This is a genomic window from Litchfieldia salsa (assembly GCF_900104555.1).
Taxonomy (GTDB): domain Bacteria; phylum Bacillota; class Bacilli; order Bacillales; family Bacillaceae_L; genus Litchfieldia; species Litchfieldia salsa.
Genome location: NZ_FNJU01000002.1, coordinates 135599 through 161753 on the forward strand (window position 1 = coordinate 135599; position 26155 = coordinate 161753).

Genomic DNA, 26155 nt, shown 5'->3' on the forward strand with positions numbered 1-26155 from the left:
AGCACAACAGCTCATTACCTTTTGGATTATAACATATCTTATTATTTTTTTCTCGATAATAGTGACCCTGCAAGTAAAAAAGTAGGTAATGCAGCTAATCCGATGATTAATAACCAATCTCTTGGATCAATAAACTGTGTATGGAAAATTGGTTGTAATGGTGGATAATAAATAACAACTAACATTAACAACAAGGACGAAATGACTGCCCATACTAGATACATGTTCTGGAATGGGTTGCGATGAAACACTGAACGTTCACTTCGACAATCAAACACGTGAATTAATTGTGCTAATACAAGTGTTGAAAAAGCAATAGTTTGTGCATATCCTAAGTTATTTGGGTCACGGTGGTATACAATCATAAATGCAATAAGAGTTGCAATACCAATTAAGAAACCACGACTAATTACTTTCCATCCTAGCCCTCTAGCAAATACACCTTCTTTAGGACTTCGAGGATTTCGCTTCATTACATTATCTTCCGCCTGATCAAGTCCCAATGCCATTGCAGGCAAACCATCTGTCACTAAGTTCACCCATAGAATTTGAATAGGTACCAAGGGAAGTGGAAGACCTAATAACATCGCAAATAACATGACCAATATTTCACCAACGTTAGATGCTAATAAATAACGTATAAATTTTCGAATGTTTTCGTATATATTTCTTCCTTCTTTAATCGCTGACTTAATGGTCGCAAAATTATCATCAAGTAAAACTAAGGATGAAGCCTCTTTTGCAACATCTGTGCCTGTAATTCCCATAGCAATTCCAATATCAGCAGCTTTAATCGCAGGCGCATCGTTAACACCATCACCTGTCATCGCAACAATATGTCCATTTTTCTGGAATGCTTTTACTATTTTAAGTTTGTGTTCAGGTGAAACTCGAGCAAAGACATATACATCATCAACGATATCCTCTAATTCTTCTACTGTCATAGAAGATAGTGCATAACCGTCTAAAACTTTCCCTCCACGAGGTAAGATGCCTAACTGTGTGGCGATAGCCTTTGCAGTAATAACATGATCACCAGTAATCATGACCGTTTTAATCCCAGCATCCTTACATTCCTTGACTGCTAGTTTAACCTCAGGTCTTGGTGGATCAATCATCCCTTGTAATCCTATAAAAGTAAGATCCTTTTCCACCTCAAACTCAGAACCAATCTGTTTGTTTTCTGGTAGTGGTTTAAAAGCGACTGCAATGGTTCTAAGTGCACCGGAGGCTAGCTTCTCAATCGCCTCTTTGACATTAGATTTATATTTTTCAGTTAAGTATTGCTGCTTATTTTCCCATAAAATTGATTCACTGTTATTCAACAATACATCAGGTGCACCCTTTGTGATGACATATCTGTTGCCCACATTGTCTTTTACAATGACACTCATCATCTTCCTTGAGGAATCAAATGGAAATTCATGTTCAATCTTAAACTGAGATGCTAGCTGTTCTTTACTTAATCCTGCTTTTAGACTTGCAACTAATAGTGCGCCTTCTGTTGGATCTCCGTCAATGACATACTCTTTATCCTTTATTAATAGCTGTGCATTATTACAAAGAGATCCAAATGTTAACAATTGATGTAGTGACTTTATTTGCTTTGGGTCTACTTCATCTTCTTCCTTGTAAAAACCACCTTGAGGTTCATAACCGGTACCACCAACTTGCCAGGTTTCCCCCCCAGACCATAGATGAGTAACCGTCATTTTATTTTGAGTCATTGTACCTGTTTTATCTGAACAAATAACAGAAGCACATCCTAATGTTTCAACCGCTGGAAGCTTACGAACAATTGACTTTTTCTTAATCATTCGTTGGACGCCAAGTGATAAAGCAACCGTTACAATTGCCGGTAAACCTTCAGGAATTGCTGCTACCGCAAGTGAAACACCCGCTAAAAACATTTCATAAATTTCATGACCTTGTATAACTCCAACAACAACAACAAGTAAAGTTAGTAATAATGCTACTACTATTAATATTTTTCCAAGCTGTTCTAGTTTCCTCTGTAGCGGTGTAATCATCGTTTCTGCTGATTGTAGAAGATCTGCGATTTGACCCATTGCAGTATCCATTCCAGTACCTACAACAATCCCGATTCCACTTCCTCTTGTAACCATCGTACCCATAAATGCCATATTCTCTTGGTCTCCAAGAGAAATATTTTCACTATGTATTGGCTGTACCTTCTTGGAAACTGGTAAAGATTCACCTGTTAGAGCAGACTCTTCAATTTCAAGACTCTTTGTTTCTACGATTCTCAAATCCGCACCGATGCGGTCTCCACTAGCAAACTTAATTAAATCTCCAATCACTAGTTCCTTTGACGCGATTTTAACCCACTGATTGTTTCTTAACACATTTACTTGAGGAGCTGATAATTCCTTTAGTGCATGTAAGGATTTTTCTGCCTTTCTTTCTTGAAAGTATCCTAAGAAGCCATTAATTAAGACAATTGCAATAATCGCTATTGCATCGATATACTCTCCCAATAAACCAGAAATTAACGTAGCAGCAAGCAAAACAACTACCATAAAATCCTTAAACTGTTCTAGAAACACCAATAATGCTGAAGGTCGTTCAGCCTCCTTTAATTCATTAAAGCCGTATTGTTTTTGTCTTTCTCTCACAGCTTTATCTGATAAACCTGTTTGAATATCAGTATTCATTGTTTCTTCTACCTTATCAGTCTCCATCTGATACCAGTTCATCCGATCATCACACACTCCTCGCTCATAAATCTACATGGGAATTTCTTATTTAAATAAAGCAAAGTAAACAAAAAATAGATTGTTCATTGAAAGCTTATTCAGCCTCGTCCCAAAAAATGCTATACTTTTGAAAGGATGTCTTAACCAAAGGCGGTTTTGTATAAATTGTTGCTTTTAAACCCGCAGGCTGAATACACTCCGCGTCCGGCGGGTGACCAGTGAGCCTCCTCGTCGCAAATGCTCCTGTGGGGTCTCACTTTGGTCACTGGTCCCGCAGGAGTCTACGTGTATTGAGCCTGCTTAGAATTACCATTTCAATGTTTTAAGTCTAAAACAACAATAAACTTTAAGGAAAACCGCGTAACCAAATTACTAGAAAATAGAAAAGGGTGCTTAACTCATGGCCTTCGATGGCATTTTTACACACGCAGTCACAAACGAACTGAAAACAGCTTTAATTTCAGGGAGAATTTCAAAAATACATCAACCATATAAACAAGAATTAGTACTACAGATTCGCGCACAAGGAAAAAATCACAAATTATTTATTTCTGCACATTCAAGTTACGCGAGAATTCATTTAACAAATGAAAACTATGAAAACCCAAGTGAACCACCAATGTTTTGCATGTTATTAAGAAAGCATTTAGAAGGTGGGATGATTGAAAATATAGAACAAATGGAGCTTGATCGAATTATTGTTTTTACGATAAAAAGTCGCAATGAAATTGGTGATGAATCCTATAAACAGTTAATTGTTGAGATTATGGGAAGACATAGCAACATTATTCTCGTTGATAAGGATAAACAAGTAATTTTAGATAGTATTAAACATGTTTCACCAGCGGTTAATCGACACCGTACCATAATGCCTGGACAAGGGTATGTAGCACCACCTATCCAACAAAAAGTAAATCCATTAAGTATAGGTGAAGAAGACATTTTAAGGAAAATAAATTTTAATGCCGGAAAAGTCGATCAGCAAATCGTTGAACAATTTGCAGGGATCTCTCCACTATTTTCCAAAGAAGTAATTTTTAGAGCTGGGTTAGTTAACCGTACGACTTTACCGAGTGCCTTCCTATCACTCATAAACCTAATTAATCAAAAAGAATATACGCCATTAGTAATTGTAAGTCCGAAAAAGGAATATTATTATATGATAGATTTACAACATATTGATGGAGATAGGAAAGTATTTTCAACTTTGAGTGAAATGTTAGATCGTTTTTATTATGGGAAAGCTGAACGTGATCGAGTTAAACAGCAAGGAAATGATCTTGAACGATTTATTTCAAACGAGCGAAACAAGAATATAAAGAAAATTGTTAAGTTAAAGAAAACATTAGATGATGCAGGAAAAGCTGATCGATATAAATTGTTTGGAGAGTTAGTTACTGCAAATATGTATAGTATTGTTAGAGGTTCAAAGGAAATAGAGGTCGTTAATTATTATACAGAAGATCAAGAAACGATTCTCATTCCTTTAAATCCACAGAAATCCGCTTCTGATAATGCGCAACAGTTTTTTCAAAAATATCAAAAAGCAAAAAACTCAATTTCAATTGTAGAGGACCAAATTAAAAAAACAGAGGAAGAAATTTCCTATTTCGACACTCTTTATCAACAGATTGAATCTGCTTCGCCTAAAGATTTGCAGGAAATTAGAGAAGAATTAATTGAAGAAGGCTATTTAAGAAGTAGACAACAAAAAAACAAAAAACAACCAAAGCCTCAAAAGCCGGTACTTGAGAAATACACATCGAGTGATGGTACAGATATACTTGTTGGTAAAAATAATAAACAAAATGAATTTCTGACCAACAAACTAGCTGCTCGTGACGACATATGGCTACATACTAAAGATATACCAGGGTCACATGTCGTAATTAAAAGCAAAGAACCCTCAGATGAAACCATTCTAGAGGCTGCTAATTTAGCTGCTTATTTCAGTAAGGCCAAACATTCAGCTTCAGTGCCGGTTGATTACACACTAATTAGACACGTAAAAAAACCAAACGGCTCTAAACCTGGTTATGTGATTTATGACAACCAAAATACTGTCTATGTAACACCAAATGAAGACTTAGTATTAAAGTTAAGAAAATAAATGACAAAGAGGGTGACAACAACGTTACCCTCTTTGCATGTACATATTATTTTACAGTTAACCACTCTGAAGGGTTTGCTTTCCAGTTATTTAAGCTTTCGATATCATTACTTGATATCATCTTCTTTTCAACTGCTACTTCCACAAGTGTTGAGTAATCACTTAACGAAACAGCTTTCACTTCTGCCTCTGAGAGCTTCTTTGTTCCTGCTTCTAATTGATAAGAAAAAATAGCTACAACTCCAAGCACTTCACAGCCAGCGTCCCTTAGTGCTTTCACAGCCGTTATTGCACTTCCTCCTGTTGAGATTAAATCCTCAACCACGACAACCTTTTGGCCTTGTTCTACTTTTCCTTCTATTTGGTTACCTTTACCATGCTCCTTTGCTTTACTACGCACATAGCACATTGGTAAGTTTAATAGATCACTAACCCAAGCAGCATGAGGTATTCCCGCTGTCGCAGTACCTGCGATTAGTTGGGCATCTGAGAAATTCGTTTGAATTAATGAGGCTAATCCTTCTGCTATATCCTTTCTTACTTGGGGATATGACATTGTTAAGCGATTGTCACAATAGATAGGAGATTTAATCCCTGAAGACCATGTGAAAGGGTCATTAGGCTTTAGAAAGACTGCACCTATTTCTAATAGATGACTTGCTATTTTTTTACTCATACTGTTACCCCTTCCCAACTATTTTTAATTTTAAAGTAAGCCTCTAATGGCTTCTCTGCGTTTGTAATACTTCTTCCAACAACGATTCCTGTTGAACCAAGCTCCCTTGCTTTTCCAGGTGTAACAACTCTAGTTTGGTCACCTTTTTCATCTGTTGATAATCTTATACCTGGTGTAACAGTGACGAAGTCGTTTCCTAGCACATCACGAATGAGAGGTACTTCAAGTGAAGAACACACTACACCATCTAGGCCACTCTTCTTAGCTAACTGAGAATACTCGACTACTACATCATTTAAAGGGCGTTCAATTAGTAATTCTTCATTCATTGTTTTTTCCGAAGTACTCGTAAGTTGAGTTACCCCAATAATAGTAGGACGCTTTTGACCTACTGCGGTACCTTGTTCCAATCCTTCTAGAGCAGCTTCCATCATTATAGATCCGCCTGCACAATGGACATTAACAAGGTCGACGTTTAATCTGGCTAGTCCCTTCATCGCAGACTTCACTGTATTGGGGATATCATGTAGCTTTAAATCGAGGAAGATAGAATGACCATGCTCTTTTAAACGATGAATCATAGCTGGACCTTCTTGATAGAAAAGCTCCATCCCAACTTTTACATATAATTGTTCTGAATTAAATTGCGCCAAGAAACGCTCTGTTTCAATTAATCCTGGAAAATCAAGAGCTATAATTAATGGTCTTTGCATCTTTCCCCCAGCTCCTTCCAATACATTCAGAGATATGATCAATACCTAAGTCATCTAGTAGTTTCGGTAATTCCTCAATAATGGTCGGACAGACAAATGGATCGATAAAGTTTGCGGTTCCTACTGCAACTGCACTAGCACCCGCATAAAAATATTCAAGTACATCCTCTGCTGTTTCAACACCACCCATTCCGATTATAGGGATCGATACAGCTTGGCTCACTTCATAGATCATACGAATTGCCACTGGCTTAATAGCAGGTCCTGAAAGTCCACCCGTTCGATTAGAAAGTACAGGCTTCCCTGTTTTCAAATCAATTCTCATTCCAATGAGTGTATTAATCATTGTTAATCCATCAGCCCCTGCATGTTCAACTGCTTTTGCCATATCAACGATATTTGATACATTAGGCGATAGCTTGACATAGACAGGAACCTCAGAAACTTCTTTTACTCTCTTAGTTAAATCTGCAGCTACTTCAGGAATCGTTCCAAAGGCAATCCCACCTGTCTTAACATTAGGACATGAGATATTCAATTCCAACGCATGCACATTGGGAGCTTTCGAGATTTCTCTAGCTACATGAACATAATCGTCAACTTGGGATCCTGCTACATTCGCGAGTATTGGAACATCAAATTGATTTAACCATGGTAGTTCATTTTCTAATACCTTTTCAAGGCCAGGATTTTGAAGACCAATCGCATTAAGCATACCAGAGGTAGTCTCAGCCACTCTAGGTGTTGGGTTCCCAAATCTCGGTTCTGCTGTCGTCGCCTTTATCATAATTGCACCAAGCAGACTAAGATCATAAAACTGAGCATATTCCTTCCCAAATCCAAAGCATCCTGACGCAGGCATAATTGGGTTTTTTAACGTTAAGCCTGGTAAATCCATCTGTAATCTACTCAAAGTACGACCTCCCCAACTTTAAATACTGGTCCATCACTACAGACTTTTTTATAAGAAAACCCTGTTGGATCCTCAGCCGTGTGGCAAACACAAGCAAAACAAGCACCAATTCCACATCCCATACGTTCTTCCAGCGAAATATATGCGTTACGGTCATGATAGCTCGCTTCCAACGCTTTTAACATTGGTGTTGGTCCACAAGAGTATAAGGTATCAAAAATAATCCCTTGTTTTTTTATCACATCTGTAACAAACCCTTTTTCCCCACAGCTTCCATCAACAGTAGCTACATAGGTATCACCTAGCTTTTCAAACTTCTCTTGATAAAAGACAGCAGAGCTTGTTTGAAATCCAAGTACATGGATTACCTTGACTCCATTCGCAACCAATTGTTGTGATAATTCATATAGAGGGGGCACTCCGATTCCGCCTCCAACTAATAAGGCTGTTTCCCCACTCTCGGTTGCAGCAAGAGGGAACCCATTACCTAGTGGACCTAATACATCTACTAAATCGCCTGGTAGCTTAGAAGAAAGGACTCGAGTTCCGAGCCCTTCACTTCTATATATCATTGTAAATTGATTGTTTATTTTATCTACATTAGCAATGCTTATTGGTCTGCGTAGTAATGGATCTGTACTGCCGCTTACCTTTAAGTGAACAAATTGACCTGGCTCTTTTATTTCCTTAACCAATTCGCCCTCTAAGATAAGCTCGAAAATATTCTCAGCAATACCACGTTGACTAACGACTACCATATTTTCTTTTTTGATCAAGAGAATGTCACCTCACGAGCTTTCACAATTTTAGGCATTGCTTCACTAGAAAATGTCATAGATTCTAATACTCCTAGAATTGCTTTTGCTGTATCTAATGAAGTTAAACATGCTACACCATTCTCCACAGATTCACGACGAATTTTAAATCCATCTCTGAGTGGCTGCTTTCCTCTTGTTAACGTATTGATGACGAATTGAGCTTCACCTTGACGAATTACATCTATTAAGTTCTTTTCCTCTGAGCCAATTTTATTAACAACTGTTACTGGAATATTTGCTTGTTCAATCAAGCTTGCAGTTCCACTTGTAGCTAAGATCTTATACCCAATTGCATAAAATCTGTTTGCAATATCTAAGGCCTCTTCTTTATCCTTATCAGCGATTGTCATTAACACTGAGCCATGAGTCGAAATTTTTGTGCCCGCTGCAACAAGACCTTTGTATAAGGCTTTTTCAAGTGTAGAATCTTTCCCCATTACTTCACCAGTTGATTTCATTTCTGGTCCAAGAGAGATGTCCACTCTTCTAAGTTTTGCGAATGAGAACACTGGAACTTTTACATAAACGCCTTCGCTTTCAGGGTGTAATCCTGTCGTAAAACCTAGTGTTTTTAGAGAAGTACCTAGGATAACTTTAGTTGCAAGATTAGCCATTGGCACTCCCGTAATCTTACTTAAAAATGGTACTGTTCGACTTGAACGTGGATTTACCTCTAGTACATAAACAATTTCTTTGCTGATTACAAACTGGATATTGAGTAGACCTATAATTTTTAATCCCTTAGCAAGTGAGATTGTATGATTAATAATTTGCTCTTTCACTTCATTTGATAGACTTTGTGGTGGATATACAGCAATTGAATCACCTGAATGGACACCTGCACGTTCAATATGTTCCATAATCCCAGGGATAAACACTGTTTCACCGTCACAGATTGCATCAACTTCTATTTCTTTACCAGTAAGGTAACGGTCAATTAATACTGGGTGCTGAGGATTAACCTTTACAGCATTTTCCATGTAATGTAATAATTCTTCTGTTTTATAAACGATTTCCATCGCTCTACCACCAAGTACATAAGACGGACGCACTAAAACTGGATATCCAATCGCTTCGGCAATCAGCACTGCTTGTTCAACCGATGTAGCAGTTTTGCCCTTTGGTTGCGGTACACCAAGTTGATTAATCGTTTGTTCAAACTTATCACGATTTTCGGCACGATCCATATCCTCTAGGGATGTACCTAAGATTTTCACCCCTCTTGCCGAAAGACCTTCTGCAAGATTAATTGCTGTTTGACCACCAAATTGAACGATAACTCCTTCAGGCTTTTCCATTTCAACAATATGCATAACATCTTCAAGTGTTAATGGTTCAAAATAAAGCTTATCAGAGATACTAAAATCAGTTGATACTGTTTCAGGGTTGTTATTGATAATAATGGCTTCATAACCCGCCTCTTTAATCGCCCATACTGAGTGAACAGTAGCATAATCAAATTCAATACCTTGACCAATTCGAATTGGCCCAGAACCTAAAACAACAACACTTTTGCGGTCGGTAACAATTGATTCATTTTCATCCTCATAGGTTCCATAGAAATAAGCTGTTGATGACTCAAATTCTGCTGCACAAGTATCAACCATTTTGTAAACTGGAGTGATCTTTTCATCCATACGAATTTGATAAATTTCATCCTCTGTCATTCCCCATAATTTTGCAATTATATAATCAGAGAACCCAATTTTCTTAGCTTTTATTAGTGATTCACTATCACCTTTGTTCTCTTTTAACTCGGCTTCAAAGTTAATGATATTTTGAATTTTATGAAGGAAGAATAAATCGATTTGGCTCCATTCATGGATTCTTTCAATCGTTACTCCTCTTCTTACTGCCTCTGCAATATAGAATAGTCGTTCGTCACCAGCTTTACGAATTCTCTTTTCGATTATATCGTCTCCAAAAGTGGCTGCGTCCTTAAGTTCAAGGTGATAAACATCTGCTTCAAGTGAGCGAACTGCCTTCAATATTGATTCTTCAAAATTTCGCCCGATTGCCATGACTTCTCCTGTTGCCTTCATTTGCGTCCCTAATTTTCTGTTAGCAGATTCGAACTTATCAAAAGGCCATCTCGGGATTTTTGTGACTACATAATCAAGTGCCGGCTCAAAGCATGCATAGGTTTTTCCTGTAACAGGGTTGATCATTTCATCTAATGTAAGTCCAACTGCAATTTTTGCTGCTAGCTTAGCAATTGGGTATCCAGTTGCTTTTGAAGCAAGAGCAGATGAACGACTTACACGTGGATTCACTTCAATAATATAATAGTTAAAGCTATGTGGATCTAATGCTAACTGAACATTACAACCACCTTCAATTTGAAGAGCGCGAATGATTTTCAAGGATGTATTACGTAACATTTGATACTCACGGTCACTTAATGTTTGACTTGGCGCTGTTACAATCGAATCACCAGTATGAACTCCAACCGGATCAAAGTTTTCCATATTACATACAACTATTGCATTATCGGCTGAGTCACGCATCACTTCATATTCGATTTCCTTGAAGCCTGCAATACTCTTTTCCAACAAACACTGTGTTACTGGGCTATTTTTTAAACCGCTTGTCACGATTTCCTTTAAATCTTCATCATTATCACAAATTCCCCCACCAGTTCCTCCTAGTGTATATGCAGGTCGGACAATTACTGGATAGCCAATTCTTTCAACAAAGGTATATGCTTCTTCTAATGTATGGATAATGTCACTGTCAGGAACTGGTTCGTTCAATTCATTCATCAAATTACGGAATAAGTCACGATCTTCAGCTTTTTCAATTGCAGATAATTTTGTTCCTAGGATTTCTACACCACACTCATCCAACACACCAGAGTTTGCTAATTCTACCGCTAAGTTGAGACCCGTTTGACCACCAAGTGTTGGCAGGATTGCATCAGGACGTTCTTTACGAATAATTCGACTTACAAATTCAAGATTTAATGGTTCAATATAGACCTTGTCTGCAATTTCTGTATCCGTCATGATTGTTGCAGGGTTTGAGTTTACCAGGATTACCTTATAGCCTTCTTCCTTTAACGCGATACATGCTTGTGTACCTGCATAGTCAAATTCAGCTGCTTGCCCAATTACAATTGGACCTGATCCAATTACTAGAATACTATTAATATCTACGCGTTTTGGCATAATTTTTCCCCTGCTTTCTTCTTGTTAGTTTCAATCATCTGTAGAAACTCATTAAACAAACTGTTTGCATCTTCAGGTCCAGGTGAAGCCTCTGGATGATATTGAACCGTAAATGCTGGGAGTTCTTTGTGACGTAAACCTTCTACTGTTCCATCATTTAGTGCTATATGAGTTACTTCTAAATTTGTATTCTTTAAGGATTCCTCGTTCACTGTGTAACCGTGATTCTGTGAGGTAATCGCAACCTTTCCAGTTGATAAGTCTTTAACTGGGTGATTTGACCCGCGATGACCAAATTTTAACTTCTCTGTATCAGCACCATTTGCTAACGCGAACAACTGGTGTCCTAAACAAATTCCGAATAATGGAACTTTACCTAATACCCCGTTAATCATTTCAAGTGCTTGTGGCACACTCTTTGGGTCTCCAGGTCCATTACTTAACATGATTCCATCAGGACTTAACGAAAGAACCTCCTCGGCAGTGACATTATAAGGAACAACAATAACGTCACAATCTCTATTATTTAGCTCACGTAAAATCCCATGTTTCATTCCGTAGTCAACTAAGACCACTCGGTGTCCTCTACCTGGACTTGGGTATGCACTTTTGGTTGATACTTTTTCTACTTGATTTGTTAACAAGTTGTGTCCCTTTAAGCGTGAAATTACCTCTTCAATGTTTGCATCCATTCCACAAAAAGCACCTTTTAACGCGCCATGTTGACGAATAATTCTAGTTAATTTTCTTGTATCAATCCCCGCTAATCCAGGGATATTTTTTGATTTAAAATAATCATTTAAGGTGAATTGATTTCTAAAGTTTGAAGGATGATCACAAGCTTCTTTTACAATAAAACCACTAATAGCTGGATTAATTGATTCAAAATCATCACGGTTAATTCCATAGTTTCCGATTAAAGGGTAAGTCAATGTAACGATTTGACCACAGTAAGATGGATCTGAAAGGATTTCTTGATAACCTGTCATTCCTGTATTAAATACAACCTCACCAATTGTATTTTCTTCACTTCCAAAACCTTCACCAACAAATACTGTTCCATCTTCTAATACTAGTTGTCGTTTCATACTAAGACGCTCCCCTTCTCCCAAGCAATTTGCCCATTTACAAAAGTCATTACAGGCCATCCCTTACAGTTCCAGCCAGTAAATGGTGTGTTTCTTCCTTTTGATAAGAATGTATCTGGATTAATCGTTTGTTCTTCATTTAGATCTAAAATGGTGATATCGGCTATCTCTCCAACCTCTAAACGCCCTCGTTCAAGTCCGAAAGTTTCAGCAGGCTTAACTGTTAAGTATGCAATCAATTGTTGTAAAGTAATCTTTCCTGTTTCCACAAAATGTGTATATAGTAATGGAAAAGCTGTTTCAAGTCCTACAATTCCAAACGGTGCAAGAAGCATTCCTTCATTTTTTTCTTCAGCAGTGTGTGGTGCGTGATCTGTTGCAATAAAGTCAATTGTTCCATCAAGTAATCCTTCTATTAATGCATCGCGGTCAAGCTTACCACGTAAAGGGGGATTCATTTTATAATTTGGATCAAGTCCTGGAATGTCTTCATCACATAATAATAAATGGTGTGGTGTTACTTCCGCGGTTACCTTTATCCCTGCCCTCTTTGCATCTCTTACCACTCTTACAGATTCTTTCGTACTAATATGACATACATGGTAATGACATTCTGCCGCTTCTGCTAATAAGACATCTCTAGCGATATGAACTGATTCACAGACTGCTGGAATTCCATTAAGTCCATTTGCCTCAGAGAAGACTCCTTCATGAACACTACCTTTATTAATCAACGTGTTCTCTTCACAGTGAGCAACAATAGGCATATTGATTGATGCAGCCTTCTTCATTGCTTTAAGCATCATCGCAGCAGATTGAACACCCACTCCATCATCTGTAAATGCAAACGCTCCTGCGTTCTTTAGACCTTCCATATCAACAAGCTCTTCCCCTAATTCACGTATTGTAATTGACGCATATGGTAAGACATTAACATGTGCTGTTTCCTTAATTCTTGCTTGTAATTTGTTCATTTGATCTACACTATCTGGAACAGGCCTTGTATTAGGCATTGCTGCAATCGTTGTGAATCCTCCTTTTGCTCCTGAACGTGAGCCTGTTTCAATCGTTTCTTTATGCTCTCCACCAGGTTCACGTAAATGAACATGGACATCAATAAATCCTGCTGAAATAAGATTACCCTTTACATCAATGATTTCGCAGTTCGCTTGGTCTAAATTTTCACCTATTTCTATGATTCTATTATTCTCAATTTTCAAATCAACTTGCTCTAATTCACCTATTTTATTTAATACTCTTCCATTAACTAATAGCTTTAACATACAACCACTCCTTCTTTTGCTACTCGTAAAGCTCGTTTTAATACAGCCATTCTGACAAATACTCCATTTTCCATTTGCTTGAAGATTCTTGAGCGATCACATTCAACTAATACACTTGCAATTTCAACATCACGATTGAATGGTGCTGGATGCATAATGATACTTCCTAATTTCATTCTTTTTTCACGTTCAACTGTTAAACCAAACAAAGAATGATATTCTTCCTTCGTTAACCCCATAGCTTCATCATGGCGTTCATGTTGAATTCTAAGGAGCATAACAACATCAGATGTTTCGATTGCCTCATCAATGTGAACATATCGGCCATATGGATTTGTACTGTCTTGCCATTGGTTCGGAGCAGAAAATACCACTTCTGCCCCAAGTCTATTTAGTACTTCTGCATTAGAACGAGCAACACGACTATGTCTGATATCACCAATAATTGCAATTCTTAAGCCGCTGAATCTTCCAAACTGCTGCTTAATTGTTAGTAAATCTAACAACGATTGAGTTGGATGATGTCCACATCCGTCACCCGCATTAATAATCGGAATATTAACCTTCCCATTAAGTTCTCTGAAATACTCGTCTTGTGGATGTCTAACAACCACTGCTTTTGCTCCAATTGCCTCAAGTGTTCTAACTGTGTCATACAATGATTCACCTTTTTGAACACTTGATGTTGCAGCTTCAAAGTTCAAGACCTCAAAACCCATTTTTCGCTCAGCTACTTCAAAACTGAATTTCGTCCTAGTACTTGGTTCGAAGAAGAGATTCGCAATAAATGTTTGTTGCTCAACACCCCATTTTTTACCGTTCTTAAATTTTTCGGCATCTTCAAGAATTTCATTAATCTCAGTGATGGATAATTCATTCATTGTTAATAAATGATTCATTATTATACCTCCATTTTTGGAATCTCAAGTTTGGTAATATGCGCTACCGAGTGTGCTGATTCAATAAAGATTACTATAAAAAAACACCCTATCTTAATTAGCAGATAGGGTGTTTTTGTGTCTTGGTTAAAATTGGATAATAATATCCCTTTATGCCAAAACGACACCCTTATAAGTCTCACAGGACTTGTTTAAAAGGCTTTACTTTTTCAATTTTATGTTATTACCTCAACAGAGTCTCACAGGACCTATTGGGGTCTATTTTTCATGTATACTAACTTGATCTACATGATCTATTTCATCAAGTTCAACTACAATTTTTTCTGAGCTTGCAGTTGGGATGTTTTTACCAACAAAGTCAGCCCGTATAGGTAATTCGCGGTGACCTCTGTCTACTAAAACCGCTAACTGAATTTGTGCAGGTCTACCTATGTCAACCAAAGCATCCATAGCTGCACGGACCGTTCTCCCCGTAAATAAAACATCATCAACCAAAATTACTTTCTTGTTACTAATATCATATGGGATATCTGAACCTTTAACCTCAGGCTCAAGATTTGATGTTTTCTTCGTTAAGTCATCACGATACAGAGTAATATCTAATTCTCCAATAGGAATATGGCTGCCTTCAATTTGATGAATTTTTTCAGCAATTCGGTTAGCAAGATGGATTCCTCTCGTTTTTATCCCTACAAGGATACTATCTTCAATTCCCTTATTTCGTTCAATAATTTCATGGGCAATGCGAGTAAGTGCTCTTCTAATTGCCTGGTTATCTAAAACGATTGCTTTCTCTACCATGTTTTCACCTCATAAGTGTAACTTACCTACCATTTATCATGTAACACAAAACCCCTCTTACGAAGGGTAAGAGGGGTTTTGGAAATGAAGGCATAATTCTCCCATGCGTCCATTATTCCGTTCCCTTCTCAGCCTCACGGGACTGTTCTTTAAAGGTTCTTATTATAACTTCATTAAGCATAATTCATCATGCGAAATTTGTCAATTGCTTTTTAATTCTTCCAACAAAGCTTCAAACTCACTTGGCAGTGGGGCTTCAAATTCAAGATACTCCTTTGTTCTCGGGTGAATAAAGCCTAAAATTCCAGCATGTAACGCTTGTCCACCTATAGATAGGGTCTTTTTTGGTCCATACTTCGGATCCCCAGCAAGTGGATAGCCAATGTATTTCATGTGAACACGAATTTGATGCGTTCTTCCTGTTTCTAATTGACATTCAATATAGGTAAAATCCTTCAATCTTTCTAAAACATTAAAATGCGTGACCGCCTCTTTACTATTATCATCCGTCACAGTCATACTTTGTCGATCACGCTTATCTCTTCCAATTGGTGCATCAATCGTACCTTGATCATGGGGAATATTTCCATGTACAATCGCCTTATATTTTCTAGTTACTGTTTTATCCACGAGCTGTTGTACTAATGATTCATGTGCTAAATCGTTTTTAGCTACCATTAATAACCCAGATGTGTCTTTATCAATCCGATGAACAATACCTGGTCGTAAGACACCATTTATGCCCGATAAATCTTTACAGTGTGCCATTAATCCATTCACTAAAGTTCCACTATAGTGTCCTGGCGCAGGGTGAACAACCATGCCTTTAGGCTTATTGACGACAAGCACATCTGAATCTTCATAAAAGATCTCTAAATTCATTTCTTCTGGAATTACATCAAGCAATTCCGGTGAAGGAATAGTTATCTCAATTTTATCTCCAGGATTACTTTTATAATTAGATTTAATTTTTTGACCATTAACAGTTACGTTACCCTCTTTGATCCATTGCTGTACTTGACTTCTAGACCAATCACTATTTTGAGCAGTAATAACCTTATCAATTCGATCACTTAGTTCTTCATTTTCAACGATAATCATATTTTCATTCATTCAATTTTCTCCTTATCAAATTTCCCTTCAAACAAGGTTAATACAAAAATTAAGCAAACACCGACCACAAGAGCCGAATCGGCTATGTTAAAAATTGGGAAATCATATGAAAAGATCCATATATCTATAAAGTCTACTACTTCCTTACGAAAAATACGGTCAATAAAATTACCAATTGCTCCACCTAGCATTAATCCTAATGCTGAACCGAATATTTTTTGCTCAGGTTTAAGATTCCTTATGTAAATAACTAGAATAACTACCACGATGCTAGTAACGACATAAAAAAACCACATTTGACCTTGTAAGATTCCCCAGGCAGCACCCTTATTCCGGTGTGATGTTATGTATAAGAACTGATTAATGACCGGAATCTTATCTCCTATTTCCATATAATGGACAATTATCCATTTGGACAGTTGATCTGCCAATATGATTAATAATGCAATCAAGTAATAAATCACTTCTTATTTTCCCCTCTCAACTGAATCATGTACCCTCATGATTTTAGCATAATAAACGAAATCGGTACAATGCTATTCATATAACCACATAAAAATAAACAGAAGTGAGCTAAATCACTTCTGTTTAGTAGGGAGAAACTGGTGTGGAAATTGTTAGATGCAGTGATGAGGTAAATTGTCGCTTTTCAAATAAATCACTAAATGAAAAATCATAAATAGTTCGAGCAGTAGGAAGTATTTTTAACTTATCAAGTGGAATTTGTTGTCCAGTATCCTCACAAATACCAAATGAACCATATTCGAGTTTCCCTAAAGCACGCTCAACATCCTGCAAATCTTCCTTAATGTGGTGAATCAGCATTTTTTCTTTTTCATTTGATGAATCATCGAAAAGTAATTCATAACTTACTTCCATGTTTGTTGTGTTGGATAACCTTTTTATTAATTCTTTTTTTGTTAACTCTAACTCCGCTTTAATCTCTGCATACTGATCGTTCATTTGAACGCCTCCTTATCATGCTTGATTAATGCTTATTAGGTTCGTAGTGATAGTGTATCCGAAAAAAACAATTTAAAAAGCCTACAAGTTTTTCCTGTAAGTTACCATTCCTTATTCATACAATACGCCAACTGAAATTAATATGTGACGGCTGTACAAGCCTGAAACTTTTATACATATTAAACGTAAAAAAAGAAGGGATTTTAGCTCCCTTCTTTTTTACTGATATTATTCTGTGTAGCTTTCAGTCACCACATTCGCACAGCGAGTACATAATGTTGGATGATTTGAATCTTCCCCCACCGTTGTTGAAACAACCCAACAACGATCACATGTTTCGCCTTCTGCAGGACTAACAACAATTTTAACTTGTTCGAACTCTTTTGCTTCTTTAGGAGCAGTATTATAATCACCAGCAATTTTAAATCCAGATACAATAAACAATTGGCTCATGTTTTCTGTAACTGATTCTAATAGTTGCTTCGCTTTATCATTTGGATATAACTCAATTCTAGCTGATAAAGATTTACCAATTACCTTTTCATTACGAGCAATTTCAAGAGCTTTTAGTACATCATCTCTAAGCTCCATAAATGCATCCCACTTCTCTTCAAGAACTTCGGCATTATTTAATTGTTTCGCTTGAGGCATATCAACTAGCTGTACACTTTCTTCTTCTACTGAGCTAATATAATTCCAAACTTCATCTGAAGTATGAGGAAGAATTGGCGCAACCAGCTTAGTTAAACTAATTAATGACTCATATAAGACAGTTTGAATCGCTCTTCTTTCATGATTAGAAGAAGCCTCGATATAAAGGACATCTTTTGCAAAGTCTAAGTAGAACGAGCTTAATTCAATTGTACAGAAATTGTGTACGTTATGGTAAATAGCTGCAAATTCATAATGATTATATGAATGCTTTACTTTATCAATTAGTTTATTTAACTTAACAAGCATATATTGATCAACTTCACGAAGATCTTCATATTTAACCATATCTTTTGCAGGATCAAAGTCCGCTAAGTTTCCTAGTAAAAATCGGAAAGTATTTCTAATCTTTCGGTAAACTTCAGCAACTTGTTTTAAAATATTATCAGACACACGAACATCTGATTGGTAATCCACAGATGCAACCCATAGACGAAGGATATCTGCCCCAAGCTGATTCATAACTTTTGCAGGAATAACAACATTTCCAATTGACTTACTCATTTTTCGACCTTCTCCATCGAGTGCAAATCCATGACTCAAGACACCTTTATATGGAGCTTTTCCAGTAACTGCTACTGATGTCGATAATGAAGAATTAAACCATCCACGATATTGATCTGATCCTTCCAAATATAGGTCAGCAGGTCGTTGTAGGTCATCTCTTTCAAGCAGTACAGCCTGATGTGACGAACCAGAATCAAACCATACATCCATAATGTCAGTTTCTTTTGTAAATGTTCCATTTGGACTTGATTCGTGCTTAAATCCTACAGGTAATAAGTCAATTGCCTCTTTTTCGAACCAAATATTTGAACCATGTTCTCTGAATAGTGCTGATACATGTTCAATCGTTTCATCTGTGATAATAGGTTCTCCATTTTCTCCATAAAATACTGGAATTGGAACACCCCATGCACGTTGACGAGAGATACACCAATCTCCACGGTCTCTAACCATATTGAATAAACGTGTTTCTCCCCATGCAGGAACCCACTTTGTTTCTTTCACAGCCTCCATTAATTCATTACGGAAATCTTTAATTGAAGCAAACCATTGTGCTGTTGCTCTAAAAATAGTTGGCTTCTTTGTTCTCCAGTCATGTGGATAAGAATGCGTAATAAAAGATAGCTTTAATAAAGCTCCAGCTTCTTCAAGTTTTTCAGTAATCGGTTTATTCGCCTCATCATAGAATAAGCCTTCAAAACCAACAGCATCATTTGTCATATATCCTTTTTCATCAACAGGACATAAAACATCCAAACCGTATTTCTGTCCTACGATAAAGTCATCCTCACCGTGTCCTGGTGCTGTATGAACACAACCAGTACCTGCTTCAGTAGTTACATGTTCCCCATTCATCACAAGCGAATCACGCTTATATAAAGGATGTACAGCAATCACTTGATCTAACTGACTACCCTTTACTGTTTTAATAGTAGTTGGATCATTCCAACTAAGTTCTTTTGTTACAGATTCCAGTAGTTGTGTAGCAACTATATATTTTGTTCCCTCAACCGAAACGACGCTATAATCAAGATCAGGATGAAGACTGATTCCTAAATTGGCTGGAATTGTCCATGGTGTTGTTGTCCAGATAATGAACTTCTCATCTCCTTCAAGTACACCTTTCCCATCTTTCACATCAAAAGCTACATAGATTGAAGCAGAACGTTTGTCTTGGTATTCAATTTCAGCTTCAGCAAGTGCAGATTCACTAGAAGGTGACCAGTATACAGGTTTCTTACCTTTGTAGATATAACCCTTTTTAGCCATGTCACCAAACACTTTAATTTGTTGAGCTTCATATTCAGGTTTTAAAGTGATGTAAGGGTTCTCCCAATCACCTCTTACCCCTAAACGTTTAAATTGTTCACGTTGGTTATTTACTTGTTCATAAGCGTACTCTTCACATAGCTTACGAAACTCAGCAACACTCATCGTTTTACGATTCACCTTTTTGTTTTTCGTTAAAGCTGTTTCAATTGGTAAACCATGAGTATCCCAACCTGGTACATATGGTGCACAAAAGCCATCCATTGATTTATAACGGACGATGAAATCTTTTAAAATTTTATTTAGAGCATGACCCATATGAATATCACCATTTGCATATGGAGGACCATCATGTAGGATGAAAAGTGGTCTGCCCTTAGTTCGTTCTTGAACTTTTTGATAAATGTTCATTTCTTCCCATTGTTCTTGTACCTGTGGTTCACGATTTGGTAGATTTCCACGCATCGGAAAATCAGTTTTAGGCATTAATAACGTATCTTTGTAATCCATTTAAATCCTCCTCAGTTTTTAACAACATCATTACCATATAGCATAATGTATAAGCTGTTTTCCATAATCTTTTTGTTGTTAATTTAACATAGTTGTTAATTTCCACTCCAAGTGCGATCTTTCCGCGAGGCAGGCGATGAGCCTCCTCGGAGCAAAGCTCCTGCGGGGTCTCAGCAGTCCTGCACATCCCGCAGGAGTATCGCACCTTCTGTTCCAATTAACTAGCACATATACCCTGTGATTTTCTACTAAACATCTTTTCTTCAGTAAACCGTAAAGGCCTAAAAAAACACAAAAAACCCTCTCATCCCAAAAGGGACGAGAAGGTTTTCCCGCGGTACCACCCTATTAGACTTATTATATCAAGTCCACTTAGTCATTCGTAACGAGAATGTATTCGCCAATGCTTACTAAAGTTTTCAGCACGGAACTCAAGGGTGATCTTCATTTTTATCACTTATATCGAGCTCACACCAACCTCGAATCGCTAAAATAAGTATTGATAAAAATTACTGTCCCTATCAAAGTAGTTAATTATTTAAAATCTTTTATCGTTATAGAATTATATTTGACTTATACTAATTAGTCAAGGGGTGCTTCTTTTATTTTGGCTGTTTCCGTATAGATTGTTGCTTTAAAGCCGCAGGATGAATACACTCCGCGTCCGGCGGGTGACCAGTGAGCCTCCTCGTCGCAATGCTTCTGTGGGGTCTCACTTTGGCCACTGGTCCCGCAGGAGTCTACGTGTATATCCTGCTTGTACTTTTTTATATGTCTAAAACAACAAACTTTGAGAAACAGCGTTTATTTTTCTTCTGCTTCAGCAAAAACAGGTTCTACATTATATTCCATTAAATGATCCCAGTCATCAGTTTCTAGCATGTCCAATTGAGCTTCAATTAGCATCTTAAAACGATTTCTGAATACCTTAGACTGCTTTTTTAATTCTTCAATTTCCATTGCAATCTTTCTTGATTTCGCTAAAGTCTCATTAATAATACGATCCGCATTCTTTTCAGCCTCTTTAACAATTAATTTAGCTTCTTTTTGTGCGTTTCGCTTCACTTCTTCTGCAGTCTCTTGTGCAATAATGATTGATTTATGTAGCGTTTCTTCAATATTAGTGAAATGGCCTAGTCGATCATTTTGTTCCAAAAGCTTGTTTTCAAGCTCCTTTTTTTCACGGATAACCATTTCATAATCTTTAATCACTTGATCAAGGAATTCATTAACCTCATCCTCATCATATCCACGGAATCCTTTGTTAAACTCTTTATTATGAATGTCTAATGGCGTTAAAGGCACAAAAGCCACCTCCAGTAAGTATTTTGATTTGATAAATTTTTTCTTATTATTAATCTTATATCTTCTAATATGTTTGTTCTGTTATTAATTCGACAGAATTTACGGTATTCCTTCAAAATAACACAAATTATTTTTGTTTCCCTACTGTATATCTTAACTTATCTTTTTTTGATTTTCCTTCATTATTTAATAACTTTAATCTACCGTGACCACGAACTGAGATAATATCTCCTTCCTTACATTCAAAAGAAGCATTTTCCACAATTCTCCAGTTAACCTTTACTTGGCCATTTTGTATAATCGCTTGTGCTTTTTGTCTGGATAGTTGGAATGTTGAAGAAATAACAACATCTAACCGTAACGAAGAAAATGAAACAGACTGTTCAATCCACTCTTCTTTTTGCACTAAAATATCTTCTAATTTAAGTTTCTTTAATGTTACTGATGCTTTTCCTATTGATTGTAAATTCACTTCAATAAATCCGTCGACTTCTTTCGAAACAACGATTTGAATGATATTATCATCATCCAAAAGAATATCGCCATACTTTGATCGTTTTAATCCTATTGACATTAGCGATCCAAGTACTTGCGGATGCTCTATTTTTACAAACTTAGACGGATAATCAACTTGATAGAGTGATAGTTGAAAGTCCTCTTCAGTTGGAGATAAATATGAGGGGTAAATCAACACTCGTTTTCTTTCAGAAGTAGTACTACCACCGAAGGCCTTTACTTGAACATCAGAATGATCCCCGATGATTAGATTGATGATTTCCTGTTCTCTTGGATCGAGGAAATCGGTTAATTTCGGACTATATTGAAATTCCACTGCCGCCTTCCACTCAAGAACCTTATCAATAAATGCATGTTCTTCTTTCCGATAATGCTGATAGATATCCATTTAATCAATCCATTTCAAATCTTAATTAGTAAAAGGGAACCAAAAATTTGATTCCCTACTTTCAAGTTTATGTAAACATATTCGAAAGGAAGTTCAACCCCATAATCGCAAAATTTAGAACTAAAATACCTACGATAGGTGATATATCAATCATGCCTAATGGAGGAATAATTCGTCGAAATGGTTCTAAATAAGGCTCACATATTCTAGTCAGAAATTGTCCAATACCGGACTCTTTCGCATTAGGAAACCAGGACATTAAGATATATGCAATTAAAGCATATGAATAAAAGGTTATTAAGCTCTTTAACAATTCAAAAATCAAATCCATTTAATCTACCACCTCTTGTCAGTATACTCTTCTTCAGCAAATATCTCCGATATATTCCCCGAGACATCTATGTTATCTGGGGTACATAAGAAAATATTCGAGCCAATACGCTGTATATCTCCCCCAAGAGCATAAACAGTACCACTTAAGAAGTCTACAATTCTTTTTGCCTGATCGTGTTGAATTCTTTGTAAGTTTACAACAACTGCTCGACGACTTTTCAGATGATCCGCTATTTCTTGTGCTTCTGCATACACTCTTGGTTCAAATAACACCATTTTCGAAGACTTTTGAACACTTTGTAATGAGACAACATTTTGTTTGTGTTGCTTTGTTGATCTAGTTGTAGCAGGAGGATCAATATCATCAACCTCATACTCATTTTGATCTTCATATTCATAATCATCTTCTAATGCAAAGAAACTTTTAAATTTCGTTTTGATACTCAAGGAAATCTCCTCCTCTTCATTTGTTACCAACTAGTGACGTTCCTATACGGATAAATGTAGCTCCTTCTTCAACAGCAATATCATAATCATTTGACATGCCCATCGAAAGTTCGTGACATGGTGCAAATGGTAAATTCAAGGCTTGTACTTCTCCTTGCATGATCTTAAGTCTTTTAAAGCAATCACGAATGAGTTCTCTGTTATCAGTAAATGGCGCCATTGTCATTAATCCCACAATTTCAATTAAAGGAAATAATTCCATCTTACTTATAAATGAATGGAGTTCATTTGGAGAAATCCCATGCTTTGATTCCTCTTCAGAAACATTTACTTGAATAAAGCATTTTATCTTCCTAGTGGCTCTTTTTTGTATTTCTTCGGCAAGAGACAGTCGATCTATTGAATGGATATAATCTACCTTATCAATAATGTTCTTTACCTTTCTCGTTTGTAGAGATCCAATGAAATGCCATACAGGTTTATCGCTAAAATAACTCCATTTTTCGGCTAATCCTTCATCCCTGTTTTCTCCAATATGTATAACACCAGCATTTAATGCCTGTTCCGCGGTCTCTATACTAACATATTTTGTTACAGCGATAATTTTCACATCTTGTGGATTCCTGCCACTAATTTTACATGAATCAGAAATTTGTTGTTGGATGGTTACTAGATTTTGTGCTACATTCACGATCTATTTATACCTCCTTACGACCAATAAAACTTAACATTCTACCAGTAGTTCCTTTATCACGTCGATGAGAAAAAAAGATATCTCTATTACAACTTGTACAGTAAGAAGTTGAAGTAATATTTTCTTTTGGAACTCCAGCAGACAGCATAAGTCTTTCATTTAATTGTTTTAAGTCTAGTCCATATTGACCTGGACTAACTTCGAAAAAGACATGTTCATTTCCTAAATCTAAATCTCTTATGCGATTAATCACAAAGTCGTCGACAATATAACAGCATGGTCCTATAGAGGGACCAATGCTTACATGTATGTTTTGAGGATTTACATTTTCATTTATTTCCCAAGCTCTAATCATTTCTCCAGCAATATCTAGGACAGAACCCTTCCAACCTGCGTGTGCTATACCAATAAGCTTATAATTAGGCTCGTAGAAATATAATGGTACGCAATCTGCAAAACAAAGGGTGAGTAAAACGTCAGACTCTGTTGTATATATAGCATCAGTACCCTGGATTGAGTCTTTATAAGTTAATGACCCTTTGCCGCACATAGATCTCGTTACTTTAACAACTGAAGCTTTGTGTACTTGTTCACACCCTACCCAATTTTCTGGAGGGACATCTATGTGTTGTCCTAGTAGCTTTCTATTGGTACAAACTGCATCTGAATCGTCATTGACATGAAGGCCAAGATTAAAGGAAGAAAAATAACCCTTACTAACCCCACCATTCTTAGTAGTAAACCCAGCTAGTATGTGATCTTCATTACTTAAGGAATTAAAAGTATTCAAATGTAGTAATGACTTCTGAGGTGCATGTTGAAATGGTTCATTACACATATTAAACTCCCTTTTCTCCTAGATTAGTTTTGTACATTATGATTTAGTTTACCTAAATATCCTTAAAAAGGAACAATTTTCTCATTCTTATTTGATTATTTTATCATATTTTATCAAAGTAGAGGGGGAATTTTTGAAAAATGTCAAAATAAGTCCGACTACTCTGGAGATTGCTGTGGGTACTTTACCAAAATTACATCTGTACCTATCTTCATAATATTTCTCCAAGGAATGGATACCTCTTCTTCCTTACCAAAGAACCCCAATACTTTACCAGAACCAGAGATGATTATGGCTTCAATCTTACCATTAAATAAATTAATATCAATATCTCCAATATTCCCTAGCCTTTTCCCATCTGCTACATTCACAACGTCTTTTGCTTGTAAGTCAGAAATATACACCATTGAACTGTCTCCTCCCCCATCAATATTGTTTTATAATTATTATATGAATAGGAAGTATGGATTCATGAACAAAATCTATATATAATTTCTTAATTAAAGAAACTTTAGCAAATAACACACAAAAAAAAGAGACTTCAGTCTCTTTAATTTTGGATATTCTTATTCATCTGTTTAATTGCAGCTTTTTCTAATCGAGAAACCTGAGCTTGGGATATCCCGATTTCTTCTGCAACCTCCATTTGTGTTTTTCCCTGAAAGAATCGTTTCCTGAGGATCATCTTTTCTCTCTCATTTAACCTTCTCATTCCTTCTTGTAATGCAATTTCTTCTATCCAATTTATATCTCTATTTCTTTCATCACTTAACTGATCCATTACAAAAATAGGATCACCACCATCATTATAAATAGGTTCAAATAATGATACAGGATCTTGTATTGCATCAAGAGCGAATACGATTTCTTCATGTGGGACTTCAAGAACCTTGGAAATTTCTTCTGCTGTTGGTTCCCGGCTTGTCTCACTCATAAGGCGCTCCCTAACTTGCAGCGCTTTATAAGCGATGTCTCTTAATGAGCGTGAAACTCTAATCGGATTGTTATCACGAAGATAACGTCTTATTTCGCCAATAATCATCGGTACAGCATATGTTGAAAATTTTACGTTTTGGCCTAAATCAAAATTATCAATTGATTTCATTAATCCAATACATCCTACCTGAAATAGGTCATCAACATACTCTCCTCTGTTATTAAAACGCTGGATTACACTTAGAACAAGCCTTAAATTACCATTTACCAGTTTTTCCCTGGCATATAAATCACCGCTTTGCATTTCTCTAAAGAGTTTACGCATTTCTTCATTCTTAAGTACTGGAAGCTTTGATGTATCTACACCACAAATTTCTACTTTATTTCGAGTCAATTCTTTCCCTCCTAACAGGAGTTGCTGTACAAAGTTAAGTATCTCC

At 36.6% G+C, this 26155-nt stretch carries 23 protein-coding genes and 1 other annotated feature; of the genes, 1 reads left to right on the forward strand and 22 read right to left on the reverse strand.

The features are described 5' to 3' along the window. Positions 1–41 precede the first annotated feature (41 nt). Positions 42–2717 carry a calcium-translocating P-type ATPase, SERCA-type gene (locus tag BLQ56_RS04505; RefSeq protein WP_090850388.1) on the reverse strand — a complete coding sequence of 892 codons (2676 nt, stop codon included), beginning with the start codon at positions 2715–2717 and terminating at the stop codon, positions 42–44. A gap of 400 nt (positions 2718–3117) precedes the next feature. Between BLQ56_RS04505 and BLQ56_RS04510 the strand changes: the two genes are divergently transcribed. Then, entirely contained in the window at positions 3118–4827 is a 1710-nt protein-coding gene (locus tag BLQ56_RS04510) for an Rqc2 family fibronectin-binding protein (protein WP_090850390.1), read from the forward strand. A gap of 46 nt (positions 4828–4873) precedes the next feature. Here BLQ56_RS04510 and pyrE read toward each other — a convergent pair whose 3' ends face one another. From pyrE to sigG, 21 genes are all read right to left on the reverse strand, one after another. After that, the gene (pyrE, locus tag BLQ56_RS04515; protein ID WP_090850391.1) at positions 4874–5503 is read right to left on the reverse strand and encodes an orotate phosphoribosyltransferase; all 630 of its coding nucleotides are present in this window, start codon (positions 5501–5503) and stop codon (positions 4874–4876) included. Further along, positions 5500–6216, reverse strand: coding sequence for an orotidine-5'-phosphate decarboxylase (pyrF, locus tag BLQ56_RS04520; protein WP_090850393.1), 717 nt, complete (start codon positions 6214–6216; stop codon positions 5500–5502). Before pyrF ends, pyrE begins: the two co-directional genes overlap by 4 nt. Next, on the reverse strand, positions 6188–7129 hold the full coding sequence (locus tag BLQ56_RS04525) for a dihydroorotate dehydrogenase (RefSeq protein ID WP_090850395.1): 942 nt from the start codon (positions 7127–7129) through the stop codon (positions 6188–6190). Before BLQ56_RS04525 ends, pyrF begins: the two co-directional genes overlap by 29 nt. Further along, on the reverse strand, positions 7126–7905 hold the full coding sequence (locus BLQ56_RS04530; RefSeq protein ID WP_090850397.1) for a dihydroorotate dehydrogenase electron transfer subunit: 780 nt from the start codon (positions 7903–7905) through the stop codon (positions 7126–7128). The genes BLQ56_RS04525 and BLQ56_RS04530 overlap by 4 nt, the downstream gene beginning before the upstream one ends. Then, positions 7902–11114, reverse strand: a complete 3213-nt coding sequence (gene carB / locus BLQ56_RS04535) for a carbamoyl-phosphate synthase large subunit (protein ID WP_090850399.1) — start codon at positions 11112–11114, stop codon at positions 7902–7904. Before carB ends, BLQ56_RS04530 begins: the two co-directional genes overlap by 4 nt. Continuing rightward, positions 11099–12202: a carbamoyl phosphate synthase small subunit gene (locus BLQ56_RS04540; protein ID WP_090850401.1), complete on the reverse strand. Its 1104-nt coding sequence runs from the start codon at positions 12200–12202 to the stop codon at positions 11099–11101. Before BLQ56_RS04540 ends, carB begins: the two co-directional genes overlap by 16 nt. After that, positions 12199–13485 (reverse strand): dihydroorotase, encoded by a 1287-nt coding sequence (locus tag BLQ56_RS04545; protein ID WP_090850403.1) that lies wholly within the window; start codon positions 13483–13485, stop codon positions 12199–12201. Before BLQ56_RS04545 ends, BLQ56_RS04540 begins: the two co-directional genes overlap by 4 nt. Further along, positions 13479–14384 (reverse strand): aspartate carbamoyltransferase catalytic subunit, encoded by a 906-nt coding sequence (locus tag BLQ56_RS04550; RefSeq protein ID WP_090850405.1) that lies wholly within the window; start codon positions 14382–14384, stop codon positions 13479–13481. The genes BLQ56_RS04545 and BLQ56_RS04550 overlap by 7 nt, the downstream gene beginning before the upstream one ends. Positions 14385–14642: 258 nt before the next feature. After that, positions 14643–15185 carry a bifunctional pyr operon transcriptional regulator/uracil phosphoribosyltransferase PyrR gene (pyrR, locus tag BLQ56_RS04555; protein WP_090850407.1) on the reverse strand — a complete coding sequence of 181 codons (543 nt, stop codon included), beginning with the start codon at positions 15183–15185 and terminating at the stop codon, positions 14643–14645. Positions 15186–15386: 201 nt separating this feature from the next. Continuing rightward, a complete protein-coding gene (locus BLQ56_RS04560; RefSeq protein WP_090850409.1) occupies positions 15387–16298 on the reverse strand; it encodes an RluA family pseudouridine synthase in 912 nt (303 codons plus the stop codon). Next, positions 16295–16762, reverse strand: a complete 468-nt coding sequence (lspA, locus tag BLQ56_RS04565) for a signal peptidase II (protein WP_090850411.1) — start codon at positions 16760–16762, stop codon at positions 16295–16297. The genes BLQ56_RS04560 and lspA overlap by 4 nt, the downstream gene beginning before the upstream one ends. Positions 16763–16886: 124 nt before the next feature. Then, entirely contained in the window at positions 16887–17261 is a 375-nt protein-coding gene (locus BLQ56_RS04570) for a TraR/DksA C4-type zinc finger protein (protein ID WP_090850413.1), read from the reverse strand. A gap of 228 nt (positions 17262–17489) precedes the next feature. Further along, on the reverse strand, positions 17490–20258 hold the full coding sequence (gene ileS, locus BLQ56_RS04575; RefSeq protein ID WP_090850415.1) for an isoleucine--tRNA ligase: 2769 nt from the start codon (positions 20256–20258) through the stop codon (positions 17490–17492). 311 nt (positions 20259–20569) lie between these two features. Then, positions 20570–20792, reverse strand: a binding site (T-box leader). Between the two features lie 270 nt (positions 20793–21062). Next, positions 21063–21563, reverse strand: a complete 501-nt coding sequence (locus BLQ56_RS04585; protein ID WP_090850419.1) for a DivIVA domain-containing protein — start codon at positions 21561–21563, stop codon at positions 21063–21065. 127 nt (positions 21564–21690) lie between these two features. Beyond that, the gene (locus BLQ56_RS04590) at positions 21691–22467 is read right to left on the reverse strand and encodes a YlmH family RNA-binding protein (protein WP_090850422.1); all 777 of its coding nucleotides are present in this window, start codon (positions 22465–22467) and stop codon (positions 21691–21693) included. Positions 22468–22534: 67 nt separating this feature from the next. Further along, positions 22535–22798 (reverse strand): YggT family protein, encoded by a 264-nt coding sequence (locus tag BLQ56_RS04595; RefSeq protein WP_090850424.1) that lies wholly within the window; start codon positions 22796–22798, stop codon positions 22535–22537. Between the two features lie 5 nt (positions 22799–22803). Beyond that, entirely contained in the window at positions 22804–23247 is a 444-nt protein-coding gene (locus tag BLQ56_RS04600; protein ID WP_090850426.1) for a cell division protein SepF, read from the reverse strand. 16 nt (positions 23248–23263) lie between these two features. Beyond that, complete coding sequence (locus BLQ56_RS04605) at positions 23264–23938, reverse strand: YggS family pyridoxal phosphate-dependent enzyme (RefSeq protein ID WP_090850428.1); 675 nt, start codon at positions 23936–23938, stop codon at positions 23264–23266. Positions 23939–23945: 7 nt separating this feature from the next. Further along, a complete protein-coding gene (gene pgeF / locus BLQ56_RS04610; RefSeq protein WP_090850430.1) occupies positions 23946–24779 on the reverse strand; it encodes a peptidoglycan editing factor PgeF in 834 nt (277 codons plus the stop codon). A 158-nt stretch (positions 24780–24937) separates the two neighbouring features. Beyond that, positions 24938–25186, reverse strand: a complete 249-nt coding sequence (locus BLQ56_RS04615; protein ID WP_090850432.1) for a YlmC/YmxH family sporulation protein — start codon at positions 25184–25186, stop codon at positions 24938–24940. Positions 25187–25329: 143 nt separating this feature from the next. After that, entirely contained in the window at positions 25330–26151 is an 822-nt protein-coding gene (gene sigG / locus BLQ56_RS04620; RefSeq protein WP_204381070.1) for an RNA polymerase sporulation sigma factor SigG, read from the reverse strand. Positions 26152–26155: the final 4 nt, after the last annotated feature.